15 protein-coding genes and 2 riboswitches are annotated in these 15,685 nt (G+C 28.3%); of the genes, 3 read left to right on the forward strand and 12 right to left on the reverse strand.

Translation table 11 applies throughout. From position 1 onward, the window contains the following. The first annotated feature begins 194 nt into the window (after positions 1-194). Positions 195-299, forward strand: a riboswitch (TPP riboswitch). Positions 300-418: 119 nt separating this feature from the next. Then, positions 419-1,732, forward strand: coding sequence for a phosphomethylpyrimidine synthase ThiC (gene thiC / locus GFJ41_RS05125; RefSeq protein ID WP_170074759.1), 1,314 nt, complete (start codon positions 419-421; stop codon positions 1,730-1,732). 1 nt (position 1,733) lies between these two features. After that, positions 1,734-3,077: an amidophosphoribosyltransferase gene (gene purF, locus GFJ41_RS05130; protein ID WP_170074760.1), complete on the forward strand. Its 1,344-nt coding sequence runs from the start codon at positions 1,734-1,736 to the stop codon at positions 3,075-3,077. Between the two features lie 47 nt (positions 3,078-3,124). Here purF and GFJ41_RS05135 read toward each other — a convergent pair whose 3' ends face one another. The 5 genes from GFJ41_RS05135 to GFJ41_RS05155 all read right to left on the reverse strand — a co-directional run bounded on the left by GFJ41_RS05135 (position 3,125) and on the right by GFJ41_RS05155 (position 8,032). Beyond that, positions 3,125-3,832, reverse strand: a complete 708-nt coding sequence (locus GFJ41_RS05135; RefSeq protein ID WP_170074761.1) for a TraX family protein — start codon at positions 3,830-3,832, stop codon at positions 3,125-3,127. Between the two features lie 187 nt (positions 3,833-4,019). Further along, positions 4,020-4,538, reverse strand: coding sequence for a hypothetical protein (locus tag GFJ41_RS05140; protein WP_170074762.1), 519 nt, complete (start codon positions 4,536-4,538; stop codon positions 4,020-4,022). 134 nt (positions 4,539-4,672) lie between these two features. Then, on the reverse strand, positions 4,673-6,082 hold the full coding sequence (locus GFJ41_RS05145; protein ID WP_170074763.1) for a vWA domain-containing protein: 1,410 nt from the start codon (positions 6,080-6,082) through the stop codon (positions 4,673-4,675). A 3-nt stretch (positions 6,083-6,085) separates the two neighbouring features. Then, positions 6,086-7,216 (reverse strand): ATP-binding protein, encoded by a 1,131-nt coding sequence (locus tag GFJ41_RS05150; protein WP_170074764.1) that lies wholly within the window; start codon positions 7,214-7,216, stop codon positions 6,086-6,088. A gap of 12 nt (positions 7,217-7,228) precedes the next feature. Further along, positions 7,229-8,032, reverse strand: a complete 804-nt coding sequence (locus GFJ41_RS05155) for a hypothetical protein (protein ID WP_170074765.1) — start codon at positions 8,030-8,032, stop codon at positions 7,229-7,231. Positions 8,033-8,330: 298 nt separating this feature from the next. On the opposite strand from GFJ41_RS05155, the gene GFJ41_RS05160 reads away from it, so the two are divergent. Further along, a complete protein-coding gene (locus GFJ41_RS05160; RefSeq protein WP_170074766.1) occupies positions 8,331-9,161 on the forward strand; it encodes a C39 family peptidase in 831 nt (276 codons plus the stop codon). Between the two features lie 102 nt (positions 9,162-9,263). On the opposite strand, the gene proC is transcribed toward GFJ41_RS05160, so the two are convergent. The 7 genes from proC to pepI all read right to left on the reverse strand — a co-directional run bounded on the left by proC (position 9,264) and on the right by pepI (position 15,606). Then, complete coding sequence (gene proC, locus GFJ41_RS05165; RefSeq protein ID WP_170074767.1) at positions 9,264-10,055, reverse strand: pyrroline-5-carboxylate reductase; 792 nt, start codon at positions 10,053-10,055, stop codon at positions 9,264-9,266. Between the two features lie 67 nt (positions 10,056-10,122). Next, complete coding sequence (locus GFJ41_RS05170; RefSeq protein ID WP_170074768.1) at positions 10,123-10,551, reverse strand: N-acetyltransferase; 429 nt, start codon at positions 10,549-10,551, stop codon at positions 10,123-10,125. Positions 10,552-10,666: 115 nt separating this feature from the next. Beyond that, positions 10,667-11,866 carry a M20 family metallopeptidase gene (locus tag GFJ41_RS05175; protein ID WP_170074769.1) on the reverse strand — a complete coding sequence of 400 codons (1,200 nt, stop codon included), beginning with the start codon at positions 11,864-11,866 and terminating at the stop codon, positions 10,667-10,669. A gap of 33 nt (positions 11,867-11,899) precedes the next feature. Then, positions 11,900-12,712 carry a MetQ/NlpA family ABC transporter substrate-binding protein gene (locus tag GFJ41_RS05180; protein ID WP_170074770.1) on the reverse strand — a complete coding sequence of 271 codons (813 nt, stop codon included), beginning with the start codon at positions 12,710-12,712 and terminating at the stop codon, positions 11,900-11,902. 19 nt (positions 12,713-12,731) lie between these two features. Further along, entirely contained in the window at positions 12,732-13,412 is a 681-nt protein-coding gene (locus tag GFJ41_RS05185) for a methionine ABC transporter permease (RefSeq protein WP_170074771.1), read from the reverse strand. Beyond that, a complete protein-coding gene (locus GFJ41_RS05190) occupies positions 13,372-14,439 on the reverse strand; it encodes a methionine ABC transporter ATP-binding protein (protein WP_170074772.1) in 1,068 nt (355 codons plus the stop codon). The genes GFJ41_RS05185 and GFJ41_RS05190 overlap by 41 nt, the downstream gene beginning before the upstream one ends. An 88-nt stretch (positions 14,440-14,527) precedes the next feature. After that, positions 14,528-14,635: riboswitch (SAM riboswitch) on the reverse strand. 89 nt (positions 14,636-14,724) lie between these two features. Continuing rightward, the gene (pepI, locus tag GFJ41_RS05195) at positions 14,725-15,606 is read right to left on the reverse strand and encodes a proline iminopeptidase (RefSeq protein WP_170074773.1); all 882 of its coding nucleotides are present in this window, start codon (positions 15,604-15,606) and stop codon (positions 14,725-14,727) included. Positions 15,607-15,685 lie beyond the last annotated feature (79 nt).

Genomic DNA, 15,685 nt, shown 5'->3' on the forward strand with positions numbered 1-15,685 from the left:
TATAATTTATTTTATAAATATAAGATACCCTTATTTGCAGTTTTAAATTAGATATTTTAAATTTTCTAAATAAACTAAAAATATCTAATTTATGGTTTTATAAATTAAAAGCTTTTAAAAAAACCTTTACATAGTAATTTTTTAAGACTATAATGATTTTGAAGTTGCAAATTTATTATTATTTAAAATTAAATATGCTTAACTAGGGGTGCCACTTTTGGCTGAGAGATGGATTATACCATTAACCCTTTGAACCTGAAGTAGTTAGAACTACCGTAGGAAAGTTATTTTCTTTAAGATTATGATAATGACTATATTTTTTAGTCTATTTTATAATATTTCGTAAAGAAGCTTTATCTTATGGTAAAGCTTCTTTTTTATTTTTTAAATACAATATTAAAGTAAAGGGGATTTAAAAATGAATTACACAACTCAAATGGATGCTGCTAAAAAAGGAATTACTACAAAGGAAATGGAAATAGTAGCTAAAAAAGAAAATATGGATATAGAAATTTTAAAAAACTTAATTGCAAATGGACAAATAGTCATTCCATCTAATAAAAATCATACGTCTTTAAACCCTGAAGGCGTTGGGAAAAACCTAAGAACAAAAATCAATGTAAACTTGGGTATATCTAAAGATTGCTATAACATTGATGAAGAAATGAAAAAAGTTCAATTAGCTTTAGATATGAACGCTGAAGCTATAATGGATTTAAGCTCTTTTGGAAAAACTGAAGAATTCAGAAAAGAACTTATAGCTAATTCTAGCGCTATGGTTGGAACTGTTCCAATTTATGACGCTGTTGGTTTTTATGATAAAGAGTTAAAAGATATTACAGCTAAAGAATTTTTAGATGTTGTTAAAAAACATGCAAAAGACGGTGTTGACTTTGTAACAATACACGCTGGTATAAATAAAGAAACTGCCGCTGTTTTTAAAAGAAATAAAAGACTCACAAATATAGTTTCAAGAGGTGGCTCTTTAATGTATGCATGGATGGAATTAAATAACAAAGAAAACCCTTTCTTTGAATATTTTGATGATTTACTAGAAATTTGTAAAGAGTATGATTTAACTTTAAGTCTTGGAGATGCATGTAGACCAGGTTCTATAAAGGATGCATCCGATGCATGTCAAATTAAAGAGTTAATGATTTTAGGCGAGTTAACATTAAGAGCTTGGGATCAAAATGTTCAAGTTATTATAGAAGGTCCTGGACATATGTCTTTAGATGAAATTCAAGCAAATATGATTCTTGAGAAAAAACTTTGCCATGGCGCTCCATTTTATGTATTAGGTCCTATAGTCACAGATATTGCTCCAGGATATGATCATATAACAAGTGCTATTGGAGGAGCTTTAGCTTCTAGTTTTGGTGCAGACTTTTTGTGCTACGTTACTCCAGCAGAACATCTAAGACTACCTAATTTAGATGATGTTAAAGAAGGTATAATAGCAACTAAAATAGCTGCTCACTCTGGTGATATAGCCAAGAAAATACCTGGTGCTATTGATTGGGATAATAAAATGAGTAAAGCTAGACAAGAACTTGATTGGGACAAAATGTTTGACCTTTGTATAGATCCTGAAAAAGCTAAAAGATATAGAAAAGAATCTACTCCTGAACATAACGATAGTTGTACTATGTGTGGCAAAATGTGTTCCATGCGAAATATGAATAAGATAATGCAAGGAAAAAACATTAACATATTAAGAGCAGATAACTAAAATGCAAATTGATAGTATGGATAAATATAAAGAAGAATGTGGAGTTGTTGGTGTTTTTTCTACTAAGAAAATTAATTTACATTCTGCTTTATACTCATCACTTATCACACTTCAACATCGAGGTCAAGATAGTTGTGGAATAGCTTTTTCGGATAAAGATTCAATCAAATGTTATAAAGGAGTTGGGTTAGTTAATGAAGTTTTTTCTAGTGATATACCACCCAATTTAAATGGATATTTAGGAATAGGACATGTTCGTTATTCTACTTTTGGTGAAATTAATGTACTTAATGCACAACCGATTTTTGATGATAATTCAAATTCTAATATAGCTTTAGCTCATAATGGAAATATTACTAACATTTTAAAATTAAAAAATGAATTAAAAGAATTTAATTTCAATACTACATCTGACTCAGAAGTAATATTAAAACTTATTAAAAAATATTACAAAGACTCTATTGAAGAATCTTTATGCTCAGTAATAAACAAATTAGATGGTGGTTTTTCATGCGTTTTACTTACCAAAACTGAGTTATTTGCATTTCGAGATCCAAATGGTATAAGGCCTCTTTGCATCGGTAAAGTTAAAGATGACTATATAGTATGTTCTGAAAGTTGTGTTATAGATATTTTGGATGGGAAGTTTGTAAGAGATATTTTACCTGAAGAAATTGTTAAAATAGATACTTTAGGAATAACAACTATTAACACTTCTAGCTTATGTAAATGTATGACGTGTTCTTTTGAGTATATTTATTTCTCTAGGGTTGATAGTGTTATTGATGGTGTTAATGTTTATAACACGAGATTTAAATCTGGTGTAACTTTATATAATGAACATCCTGTAGATGCCGATGTTGTAATAGGGGTTCCTGAGTCAGGTAATACAGCTGCACTAGGTTTTTCTAAAGCTTCGTCTATACCTATTACTACCGGATTCGTTAAAAATAATTTTTTAGGTAGAAGTTTTATAAAACCTTCTCAATCTAATAGATGTGAAACTGTAAATTTGAAATTAAATGTTATTAAAGAAAATGTAAAAAATAAAAAAGTAGTAGTTGTAGATGACTCAATCATAAGAGGTACCACTTGTAAAAAAATAGTATCTCTTCTTAAAAACGCAGGTGCAACAGAAATTCATTATAGAGTCGCTTCGCCTATAGTTACATCCCCTTGTTGTTTAGGTATAAATACATCAAAATCTGAACTTATAGGCTCATCTATGACTTTAGATGAAGTTATAAATTTCATAGGGGCTGATAGTTTAGGTTATCTAAGTATAACCGGATTTTTAAATGTACTACCTAAAAATAAAACTGTATGTCTAAAATGTTTTCTGTAATTAGATAAATAAAAAAGGAAGTAATTTAAATTACTTCCTTTTATAAATTAATTAGATATTAATTTTGCTAAAGATACAATTACAATTAAATGTATTGGATAGAACCAATAAAACATCCATTTTATAAATTTATTACTAAACCCTAATTTACCACTGTACATAAGTATCGGAATTATTGCAAATACCATCATCCATTGATAATCCCATAATGTTGCTGCTTCTATAAAGTTTGGACCTATTGCTCCAATTAAAGGATATACTCCTATTGCAATGTATAAAACAGACATAATAATTTTTTTCTCTCTAAAGAAATAAAATATTAATACCATAGCTACTCCAAATATAGATGACTCTGTAAATAATCCACCTACAACCATAAATACAATAGCTAATATACCTCCTAATATTCTCTTAATCAACTGTTTTTCTTTATTTTTAGCTGTATCTATTCCTACAAGCATTACCAAAGCACACCCTATTGATAAGAAAATATTGTTATCAATTCCAATTAGAAAATCTACACCTACCATAACTATACCCATTGAAAAAACTCTAGTTATATACTTAGTTCTACTTCTCGTATAGAAAAATCCTTCCACTATTAAATAAAAGAATATTGGAGCTGCCAATTTACCTATATATCCAAACCATATAGGAATATCAACCCCCACAGGGCTAAAATAAGTATATATATGATCCATTGCCATAAATATAATTGCCATAATTTTAAGTGTGAAACTACTAAACTTTTGCATACATTCTCTCCTTTGACTTCTACTTCGTATATAAGATTATCATAATTAACTTTTTATTAATATTTATCTACCTTTCATAAAAATTACATTTTTGAAAGAAATAAAAAAACTATCTCAAATTCTATGTAATAAAAGATAGATTTTATTAACATAAATTTGAGATAGCATATATTGTTGGTATAAATTTTTATAAGATAGATAAATAATCAACTATATATGAATACATTTGATCACCTAATGTTATATAATAATAAGTTGGTGTGAGATAATCGGATTCAAATAATTTTTTTGCATCAGGATTATTTTTATCTAATTGAACTAATAGATTTTGTTGTTGTCTTAAACTTATTATATAGCTATCAGCTATAAATTGAATTTGCTCTGAAAAATACAAATCAGAAAAAGAGTTTTTATAGTTAACTCTATGAGTTTCTAAATCATTTCTTACTGAGTTAAGCTCTGTTAAATATGCACTTATATACTGATTTGTGCGTTTTAATCCCTCTGAGTCTAAATCTGAGGTAATATTAATTGTACTCATATTTTCTCTAATCCTTTTTATCTCATCTAATTCAGTCATTAATTGCTCTTTTCCTTGTAAATTTTCCACCTTAGGATAATATCTCTCTTGCGCATATGCAAGCTCAGAAGAGAATGGCATTATAAAAATACTAACTAAAACCAAAACAAGTAATTTTTTAATCATAAATATCTGTATTCTCCTTTTAAATTACTATTTATTATTCTAAGGTTGCCCATTATTTATCTATAACATTCTTTGGTTAAATTTTTTAAAAAATAAAACACATTGACTTTTTATCAATGTGTTTTGTTAACTATTTATAGTGTTGGTGCTTGGTTATTCATTGAGTATCCATCATCTCTAACATCGCTCATATCTATAGTTGTTTCTTTAACTTTAACCTTGCTAAGTTTTTTAACTGCCCCATAAGGCTCTTTTAATGACAACTTATCTCCTCTTCCAGATATAACCCATAAAATTTTATATCCTCTAGGAATTGTTTTTAACCTATCTTCACCTTTTCCATCTGTAAAATACACCAATAAATTAATTTTTTTATTATTAGCATAACTAAAAACTGGTGAAAATTTCGTACCTCCCCTTATTTTAAGTCTATCTTTTATATCTTTATAAGATTTAACTTTATAAGTTCTTTTAATTTCATTGTCACATTCTATAATGGTAATTTCTTGATTATAGTTTTTAACTATGTTAAGTACTTCCTTAATAGCTTGCTTAAATTCTTCATCACTAATGCTTCCACTTATATCAAGCGCTACTGCTATCTCTGCTTTATGGCCTCTAAGTTCTCCTCTTAAATCCAATCTATTTGGTTGTCTTCGATTTCTTCTTGTTATAGTTTTCTTTTTATTGCTTTCAACTGTCCCCATCAATTTTTTTAAATATAAATTCCATGGTAATTCCCCTTTACTATTTTTAAGAGCTGAAATCATATCTTCTAAATAATCTGGAAGTTTTCCTTTTTGGGCATTATTAACAAATTTTTCAGTAAATTCTTTATAAGTTTTTTCCTCTATATCTTCTGTATCTTCCCATATATCATGAGTATGTTCAGGGCTAAATTCAGTTTCTACATCTTCTCCTACATTACTATCATCTACTTCACCTTCATCATCTTGTTCCATCAAGTTAAGTTCAGTCTGAATATTTTCAACATAATATTCAAATGTTTCATATGGCTCAAGCTTCATAGAATACTTTACATTTACTGATTCTAAAGTAGTAGCATATGGAGGTAGGTTATTTAAAAATTTATTCACTACTATATCCATTGCCATGTTTATAGCTAGAGTGCTGTAATTTCCTTTTAACTTTTTTGCTCTTAGTAAATGCATCGATACTACGTGAAGAATCTCATGTTTGATTGTACTTTCCATTTGTCTCATGTTAAGATTTAAAAATATTAAAGGATTAAAATATATAATATACTTTGCTCCTTTAAAGTTAACGGCAGTAGGACTACTTATATCAAATCTTATTTCTCTTCCCATCTGAAATAAAAAATATCCATAGAAATTATCTTTATCTTCCATAATACTTAAGCTAACTTTATCTATAAGTTCAAAAAATTCATGTTTAAACTCTTTCGGTACATCTATTTCAAATTTTTCGCCTTTACGGTTAGCTTTTAACATAGAAAATTGATTAATTATTTCATTTGCTCTATAATAAAGATCCTGTGTTTGTTTAATAAAATTATTTTCCATATCTTATCCCCTTATTAAACTATAAGATTCAAAATACAGTTCTACAAATCTTTCATTTTCTATGGCTATTTTATACAATTCAGGATAACTGTTTTTAATGTCTTTCATAATTCCAACCATTAAATCTATAGGATATAATTTTAAGAACTCAATTAATCTATCTATATAAATTTTTGAATCATCTTTATTATCTTTTATATTTAACTCTAACTTTTTCAAAATATTCATAGCTGATAGATATAACCTTGTATGACTTTCGTTTTTTACTTTTTCTATAATTTCTGAATTTAATGTTTCTCTTGAAAAAATATCTTCATATGATACTAAAGGTCTATAATCTGATTCAATAAAACTTATAAATTCTTCGGCTATAACTTTTCCTACATTCCCTTTTATTACATTTAAAAATACAGATCTAGGTATTGAATCCTTTTGCTTTTTAAAAATCGTATAACTTTTAGAAACTCTCTCATAACTTCTAGGAGTTGCTCTAACATCTTCATCATTTATCCTGTGTAGATATTCAGGGAAAGTAGATATAAACTCAATTACTTTATCCTCTATTCCTTCGCGTATTGCCCAATTTATCCACTGTGTATGATCTGCCTCCATGTTCAGCCATACAAATCTATTTTCTTGAGCTGCATCCATATCCACAACCTGATAATCAAAGTCTGAACCGTATTTGCTTGATGGATTCATTGCAGCTAATATTTTAACTTCATCATCTAACTTATATCCATTTATTTCTTTATTTAAAATAAGATTCATAAGTTCTTGTTGTACTGTATGTTCACATCTATTTATCTCATCTATAAATAATAGAACATTTCTTCCTTTAGCTATTTCTTCATCAATTTCTCTTAATTTATTATGAACTGCATATATTGTAGTTTTCTTTTCTATATTTTCTCCATTTGAGTTAAGTACTACATAAGATTCTACTGTTGGAAGGCCTCCTATTTCACCTTCCTTAAGTAAGTTTCCATCTATAACAATTAAACTCCAATCATTTTCTTTAGCAATCTTTTTGGCTAAAGCAGTTTTTCCTATACCACTTTCTCCAACTACTAAAGGTACTTCACCTGTAGCTAATACTAAATTAACACTCTTTAATGTATCTATAAAATTCATACTGTCTCTCTCCTAAATCATCTTTAATTTTTCATCTACAGCTATTTTTTTTGCTGTTTTGCTTGCATATTTATAAATGAACATTATTTTATCCATTTTGAAATTTTCACTATTTCGATCTATAATATTACAATTTAAAAAGTCTCTTACATATTTCTCTTCAACATCTTCAGTTGATAGTACTTGTTTTAGAATCTCTTCTAATTCATATTCCGATATTTCTCTTGCAATATATTTTATCACTAAAATATTTATTTTTAAAAATGCTAACATTTTATCCTTGTCTAAATCTGTTATGAATGTAATAGCCGCTTCATTTTGTTTAATTGCTATAGCTTGTGCTTCATACGTAGGTGAATTTATATACTTTAATGCACCATAATTTGCTTTTACTGCTTCTATTTGAGCACTTTCACAAGGATTTTTTATATATTTTATTGAATCATAATCTTTTTCAACTGCTAATAACTGTAATTCTTCACTTGGATTTTTTATATATTGAATTGCCCACCCCGATTGATTTAACGCTAATTTAAAAACCTTCTCTGTTGGATTTTTTATATAATCTAGTAAACTCCACCCAGAATTTATAGCTTTAATCATCATATCTTCACTTGGATTTTCTATATATTTAATTGCTCTAATATTATTTTTTATAGCTGTTTCTTGAATTTCTATACTTGGATTTTCTATATGAGCTAATACAAGACCATTTTTTTTAACTGCAAGCAACTTCATTTCATTTGTTGGGTTATTTATAGTTGATATAATATTAGGATTATTATCTATCATTTTTAAAATTTTTGCTTCTTCCATATTATGCCTTTCCTTTATATGATTAATTTTATATATATTTTTTTCTCATTATATTAATATACTTTTTTCGTGAATTTAAACAGAATATTTGTACAAATTTAAAATAAAATTTCCCAAATCTATATTAACCTTATGGAAAATGTTTGTAGATTTATAGTTTTAAAATATAAATTAGAATCTGATATCTATTCTAATATATTTTAAAACTTAAGGAAACTTAAGATTTACTTAAAATTTATGTAATAGTTTAATTTTACAATTAATTTATAATTTAATTACATCATAGTGGAGGTTTTTTATGAATTTTAATATTTTTGTATGTCAAAAAAAAGTAAAAGTGATTTCTTTCGTAATTTTAACTTTTGTAGTGTTAGGATTGCTATATATAGCTTTTTTAAAATTAAATACAAATAAACACTCATCAATTTCAAGAAATGAAATTGTAATCAAATTGGAAGACTTATCTCATTCAGACGCCAAAATAAATGAGATTCTAAATAATATAGATAAATATCCAGATAAATACTTAGAACTATTAAGTAAAAATATAGAAACAGTTAATTTTGTTTTGGATTATCCTAATCATATATCAAAATCAGACACCAAGAAACCTTCAATAGAAAAGTATTATACTCCTGGTGAAATTCCTTTATTTCTACAGTGGGATAAGAATTGGGGATACGATATGTATGGAGAAGATCCCATAGCAATTGACGGTTGCGCTCCTACTTCTTTAGCAATGGTTGCTGTTGGACTTACAGGAAATACTAGTGTTAATCCTTTATCTGTAAGTGATTATGCTTATAAGAATGGTTATTATATAGATGGGATAGGTTCTAGCTGGAGCCTCATATCTGAAGGTTCAAAGCATTTTGGATTAAAAAGTCAGGAGTTACCATTAAACAAATCTTCTATTTTATCAACTTTAGAATCAGGAAGCCCAATAATTTTAACTGTTGGCCCTGGAACTTTTACATCAACAGGTCATTTTCTTGTACTTACAGGATTAACTAATGATGGAAAAATTAAAATCAATGATCCGAACAGTAAATTAAACTCATCTAAATCTTGGGATGTAGATATATTTCTTAATGAAACTAAAAATTTATGGAAGATTAGTAAGTTATAACATACGTCTGCAAAATTCGCTAGGTGTTGTTAGTTAGTATTATATACAGAATATGCCTCATTTTATCTTTATAAAATGAGGTATATTCATTCTTATCAATTTTTACTTTTCCTCAATTGCATCTATTGCATCAACTATAGCTCCTCTAAATCCTTTTTTTTCTAGTGTAGTTACTCCTAATATAGTCGTTCCACCAGGAGAACACACTGCATCTTTCATCGCTCCAGGATGTTTGCCTGTTTCTATTTGAAGTTTACCAGTTCCTAAAACCATCTGGCTAGCTAATTTATACGATGCTTCACGTGTTAATCCGTGTTTAACAGCAGCATCTGATAATGCTTCTATAAACATACTTGCAAATGCAGGTCCACATCCACTAATAGTGCCTGCTATAGACAATTGATGAGTATCAACAAATTCTAACAATGCTATTTTAGAAAATAGCTCTTCTACCAATTCACATTCTGACTCAGATAAAGAATGTCTGTTTTCAGCAACTATAATCCCTTCTCCTATTGAAACAGGTGTATTGGGTATAGTACTTAAATGTGAAGTTTCTGGAAGTAATAATTCTTCATACTTTTCAAATGTATACCCTGCTGCTACAGAAACTACTATTTTATTTTTTAAATTTTCCTTTATAGGTTCAATTATTGATGGTATAACATTAGGTTTAACCGCAATAATAACTATGTCACTTTCATTTACTAATTCTTGAGATGTTTTACATGCATTTATTCCATTTGCTTGAGTACTTTTACATAAATTATCCCAATTTCTTGCACAAGCATAAATTTGATTAGGCTTAACAACATTTTTTATAATAAGGCCTTCTGCTAAAGCCTTTGCCATATTTCCAAAACCAATAAAACCTATTTTAGTATTTGCTATCATATCGTTCCTCCAAATTGTATAGTATGTATTTTATCTTGATATCTGTATTTTAATATAATACCACAATCTATATTTTATTTTTCATTATGTATTCTGGGCATCCAGAGTCTTCATTTAATCCTTCTTCAATTATTTTAAATCCTTTTCTAGTGTAAAACTCTACTGATTTTTTATTTTCTTTGTATACTGCTAGAGTAAGCTTTTTATATTTTCTAATCGAATGATCTATTAATTTAGTTCCGATACCAATACCTTGAAATTTTACATCAACAAATAACGCTCCTATAAATTCATTATTTATAATACTTATAAACCCTTTTATTTCTCCCTCTTCTTCATATACAAAGGTGTCTGCTATAGGTATATATAAATCTTTTACAACCTTATAATTATTTTCCCAATATTTTATTGATATAAAGTCATGAGCGTTTACAGTACTTTCTAGCCATATATCCATGATTTTATCTATATCTGCATTTGTTAATTTTCTAATCATTAAATAATTACCCCTTTCTATGCATAATAATAAGTATATTACAGTATTTTAGAAACAAATAAAAGACAATTTAAGTAAATTTTAATTACTTAAATTGCCTTTTATCTGTTTCTCTTTAATTTTTATTATCTTTAAACTCTTCTTTTATATCTTTCAGTTTTTTATTATCTGTAAAAAGCTTTAGTGCAACTAAAGAAATTGCTTTTATCCCTATTATTAAAGATTTATCTCCTTCTTTAGAACATGATGCATCACGAAATTCTATGGTATGCCCAGCTAAGCTTTTTGGGCCTATTTTTATATACGGATGTAATGTCGGAATTACTTGACTAACATTTCCTGTATCAGTTGATCCAAGCCCTTCTTTTAAATCCTTATTAACATATTCACCAAGTTCTTCCATAACCTCTATAAACAAATCGTTGAATTTTTTATTTACATAAAAATTATCTACTTTATTTTGAAAGAACCTAATATTAACTATACTTCCAGTAGATAGCGCCGCTCCTTTAGCTATATTTTCTACTTTTTTAGTTACTTCATTTAATCTATTCCTACTCTTAGCTCTTATATAAAATCTTGCTTTTGCATATTCTGGAACTATATTCGGAGCATCTCCACCATGTGTTATTATTCCATGTATTCTAACATCATCTGTTAAGTGTTGCCTTAAGGCACTAACTCCATTAAACAGTTGGATGACTCCATCTAATGCATTAATTCCTTTTTCAGGGCATCCTGCTGCATGAGCTGATTTACCAATAAACTCAAAATCTACTGGGTCTACTGCTAAACTGTTTCCCGTTATAGAGGTTTCATTTGATGGGTGTATCATTAGACAAGCATCAACACCATTAAATAAATTAGCTTTTACAAAGCTACCTTTCGCACTACCATTTTCTCCGCCTTCTTCTGATGGACATCCATACACTCTTATTTCTCCTCCAATATGATTTAATTGTGAAGATAAAGTTATTGCAGCCGCACAACTTGTAGCTCCAATTATATTGTGTCCACATGCATGTCCAATACCTGGTAGTGCATCATATTCTGCTAAAAAAGCAATTATTGGACCTTCTTTAATCTCAGATTTCTTTTTTGCTAAAAACCCCGTTGGGTGTCCTGCAATATTTGTTTCTACTTCAAATCCATTTTCTTTCAATAAGTTGCTTAAAATTTCACAAGCAAAATATTCTTCATTACCAATTTCAGGATTACTGTGTATTTTATGACTTACATTTATATACACCTCTTTGTTTTTTTCTATTGTATCTAGTACATCATTTTTTAATTTATCTAAATCTAAATTTTTCATTATACCCCTCCTAAGTTTTGTAATTTAAATTATCTAGAATACTGGAACCGATTCACCTTTGTACCTTTTATTTATAGCTTTTTTCACATCTTCTGATTGATATGCTTCAACTACTTTTTTATAAATTTCGTTATTTTTATTTTCTTCTTTAGCTGCTATTAAATTTATATATGGTTTAGAAGTTTCTAAATTAGAATCTTCTATAAATAATGCATCTTTTGTAGGTGATAGCTTTGCATCTACTGCTACACCACTATTTATTACTGCTAAGTCTACATCTTGTAGTGATCTCGGTATTTGAGTTGCTGTTAACTCAATTAACTCAAGTTTTTTGGGATTGTTAACTATATCTTTAACTGTTGGCAAAAGACCTACATTATCTTTTAATTTTATTAATCCAGCATTTTGAAGAAGTATTAATGCTCTACCTAAATTCGTAGCATCATTGGGAATAGCTATTTTTGATCCTTTATTTATTTCTTCAATTGACTTAACTTTCCCTTGATATACTGCCATTGGAGCGAATACTGTATCTCCTATAGATACTAAGTTTAATTTTCTTTCTTTATTAAAGTTTTCTAAATACGCATGATGTTGAAATGCATTTATATCTATTTCTCCTTCATCAAGTGCTATATTTGGCTTTATATAATCTGAAAAGCTAATTATCTCTAAATTTATACCTTCTTTTTCTAGTTTATACTTTACTAAATCCCATATTTCATGTTCTTCTCCTGTTACCCCTAGTTTTACAGTTTTTGCATCTTTATCTTTCTTATTTCCACATCCTACTAGGATGCTTATAGGTAAAATTAATGTTAAAATTAGTACTAATATCCTTTTCATACTAAACCTCCTATAAATTTTAATGATTTAATTTTCTAACTAATATTTCTCCTAAACTTTGAACTATATTTACTAACATTAGTAAAATTATTACTGTAACTATCATTACATCAGTTTGGAAATATTGATATCCATATCTTATTGCAAAGTCTCCAAGACCTCCACCTCCAACAGTTCCAGCCATTGCCGATAAGCCAATTAAACTTACTGTTGTAATTGTGACTGCATGTATTATTCCTCCTAGACCCTCTGATAACATTACTCTATATATTATTTCAAATGGGCTAGATCCCATAGATTGAGCAGCTTCTATTACTCCAATATCAATATTTAGTAATACTGATTCTATTTGTCTTGACACAAAAGGTGCTGAGCCAAACACTAATGGAACTAAAGCTCCCTTGGTTCCTATAGTAGTTCCTACTATAAATTTTGTAATAGGCATTATTGAAGCTAATAAAATAATAAATGGTATTGACCTGAAAACATTTATTATTTTTCCTATTAAATTGTTTATTATCGTATTTTCTAATATGCCTCCTTTTCTAGTTATTACAAGTATTACTCCTATTGGAAACCCTATTAGAGTGGATATTATACCAGATATCGAAACCATGTATAAAGTATCAATCAATGCCTCTATCATCTCTGGATATAAGTTAACTACATTTGGTAACACACTTGCTATTATATTTTCCATATTCTATTACCTCCAACTCTATATTATTTTCATTAAGATATTTTTCTACATTTAAAATATTTTCTATATCACCACTTAACTTTACAATTAAGTACCCTATTGGAGTGCTTTGAATTATTTCTATATTACCTAGGAGTATACTTGCATCTATTTTAAATTGTCTCGATATATTAGAAATAAAAGCTTCACCTGTATTTTCTCCAATGAATGATATTTTAGCTAATACATCATTTTTACTTATATTCTTAATAAACGAGTCTTTTCCTAATAAATCATAAATTTTATTTTCTTGTAATTCAGTTGATATAAAATCTTTTGTAACTTTTGCTTGTGGCTTAGTAAATATTTGAATTAACTCACTATCTTCCACAATATTTCCACTTTCCATAACTGCAACTTTATCACATATTTCTTTTACTACCTTCATTTCATGAGTAATTATAACTATAGTTAATCCAAGTTTTTTATTAATATCTTTAAGTAATTTTAATATAGATTGAGTAGTTTGAGGATCAAGTGCTGACGTTGCTTCATCACATAATAAAACTTTAGGATCATTAGCTAAAGCTCTAGCTATTGCAACCCTTTGCTTCTGTCCTCCGCTTAGTTGATTTGGATAATTATTAGCCTTATCACTTAAACCAACTAATTCTAAGAGTTCAGATATCTTCTGTTTAGTTTCTCCTTTATTTAATCCACTTCCTTTTAACGGATACTCTACATTTTTAAATACAGTTTTTGATTTCATTAAGTTAAAATGCTGAAAGATCATACCTATGTTTTTTCTCGCTTCTCTTAACTCTTTTTGTGACATTGCTGTTAATTCTTTATCGTCTACAAAAACTTGACCCGATGTAGGAATTTCAAGTAGGTTTATACAGCGTACAAGAGTACTCTTTCCAGCTCCACTAAATCCGATTACTCCGCAAATTTCACCTTCCTTAATATTAAGATTCACATCTTTTATTGCATCTACTGAATTGTTGTGTGAAGTATAAGTTTTACTTATATTTTTAAGTAAAATCAATTCTCATTCCCCCTTTGTTTTTATTAAATAAAAAAATCTTCTTCTCAAGATGAGAAGAAGATTTTAATTTTTTATATTAATTTACTTCCCCTCATCTTTCAGGACTTATTTAATCCTGTTGGAATTAGCACCACACCAAAATTGGTAGGTTGCTGAGACATCATCGGGCCATTCCCTCAGTCTCTCTTGATAAGGTTTTTTATTTAATTTTTCGAATTTTTTTATTAATCAAAGTATAGAGTCTATTTTAACCATTGTCAATCATTTTTTTATTTTTTAATAATTTTAGTCATTTTTATCTAACCATTTAGTTAAAACTTCTATGTATTTATCGTTTTCCTCAACAAAAGGCATATGTCTTGAATATTGGAACAACTCCCATTCACTATTAGGTATTTTATCATACATAGTCTTTGCAATATATGGTGAACATAAATCTCTAGAACCACTAGTTATTAGACAAGGTTCTTTTATTTCATCTAATCTATCTGTAAACTCATATCCAGAAAGAGTTCCTGTAGGAGAAAATTCATTTTGACCCCATCCTACAACATATGCTTCAGAGCCTGATTTCTTAGGTCTTCTTAAACACTCAGGATCATTTTCAGTTACCTTACCTGCACAGTGCATTTCCATAAACTTATCTAATGCATTGTTGTATTCCTCGCTAGAATAATCTCCAGAATTTACTGCATCAAGTAATGCTTGTTGGTCAGCTTTGTTCATATATGAAATTCTTCTTTTTTGTTCTTCTTCCCACAGTTTTGCAGAAGAAAGCGTAGATGAAAGAATATATGATTTAATTCCCTTTGGTTTATACTCTATAGCATACCAAATAGCTTGCATTCCACCCCAAGATTGTCCTAATAAATGAATCTCTTCAAGTCCTAAATGCTTTCTAAGTTCAATAAGCTCTTTTATCCAAGTATCAGCATTAAATAGTTCAGGATGACCTTCTAAAAATGAGTTCCCACATCCAATTTGGTCATACATTATTACCTGTCTACCAGTTTCAGCTATTTTGTCTAATACCTCAAAATAATTGTGTGTAGAACCTGGCCCTCCATGAAGTAGCACTAATGGTTTCTTTCCTTGTGTTGATTCTCCTACTATACGATAGTAAGTTTTAAAGCCTTCAAAAGGCATGTATCCTTCAATTATTTTCATGTTAATCCCCTCCAATTTGTCATTAAGAATAATAATAATTTCTTTCAGTAATACGTTTTCATACCCTCTTCTTTTTCAA

Source organism: Paraclostridium dentum (genome assembly GCF_012922555.1).
Lineage (GTDB): Bacteria > Bacillota > Clostridia > Peptostreptococcales > Peptostreptococcaceae > Paraclostridium > Paraclostridium dentum.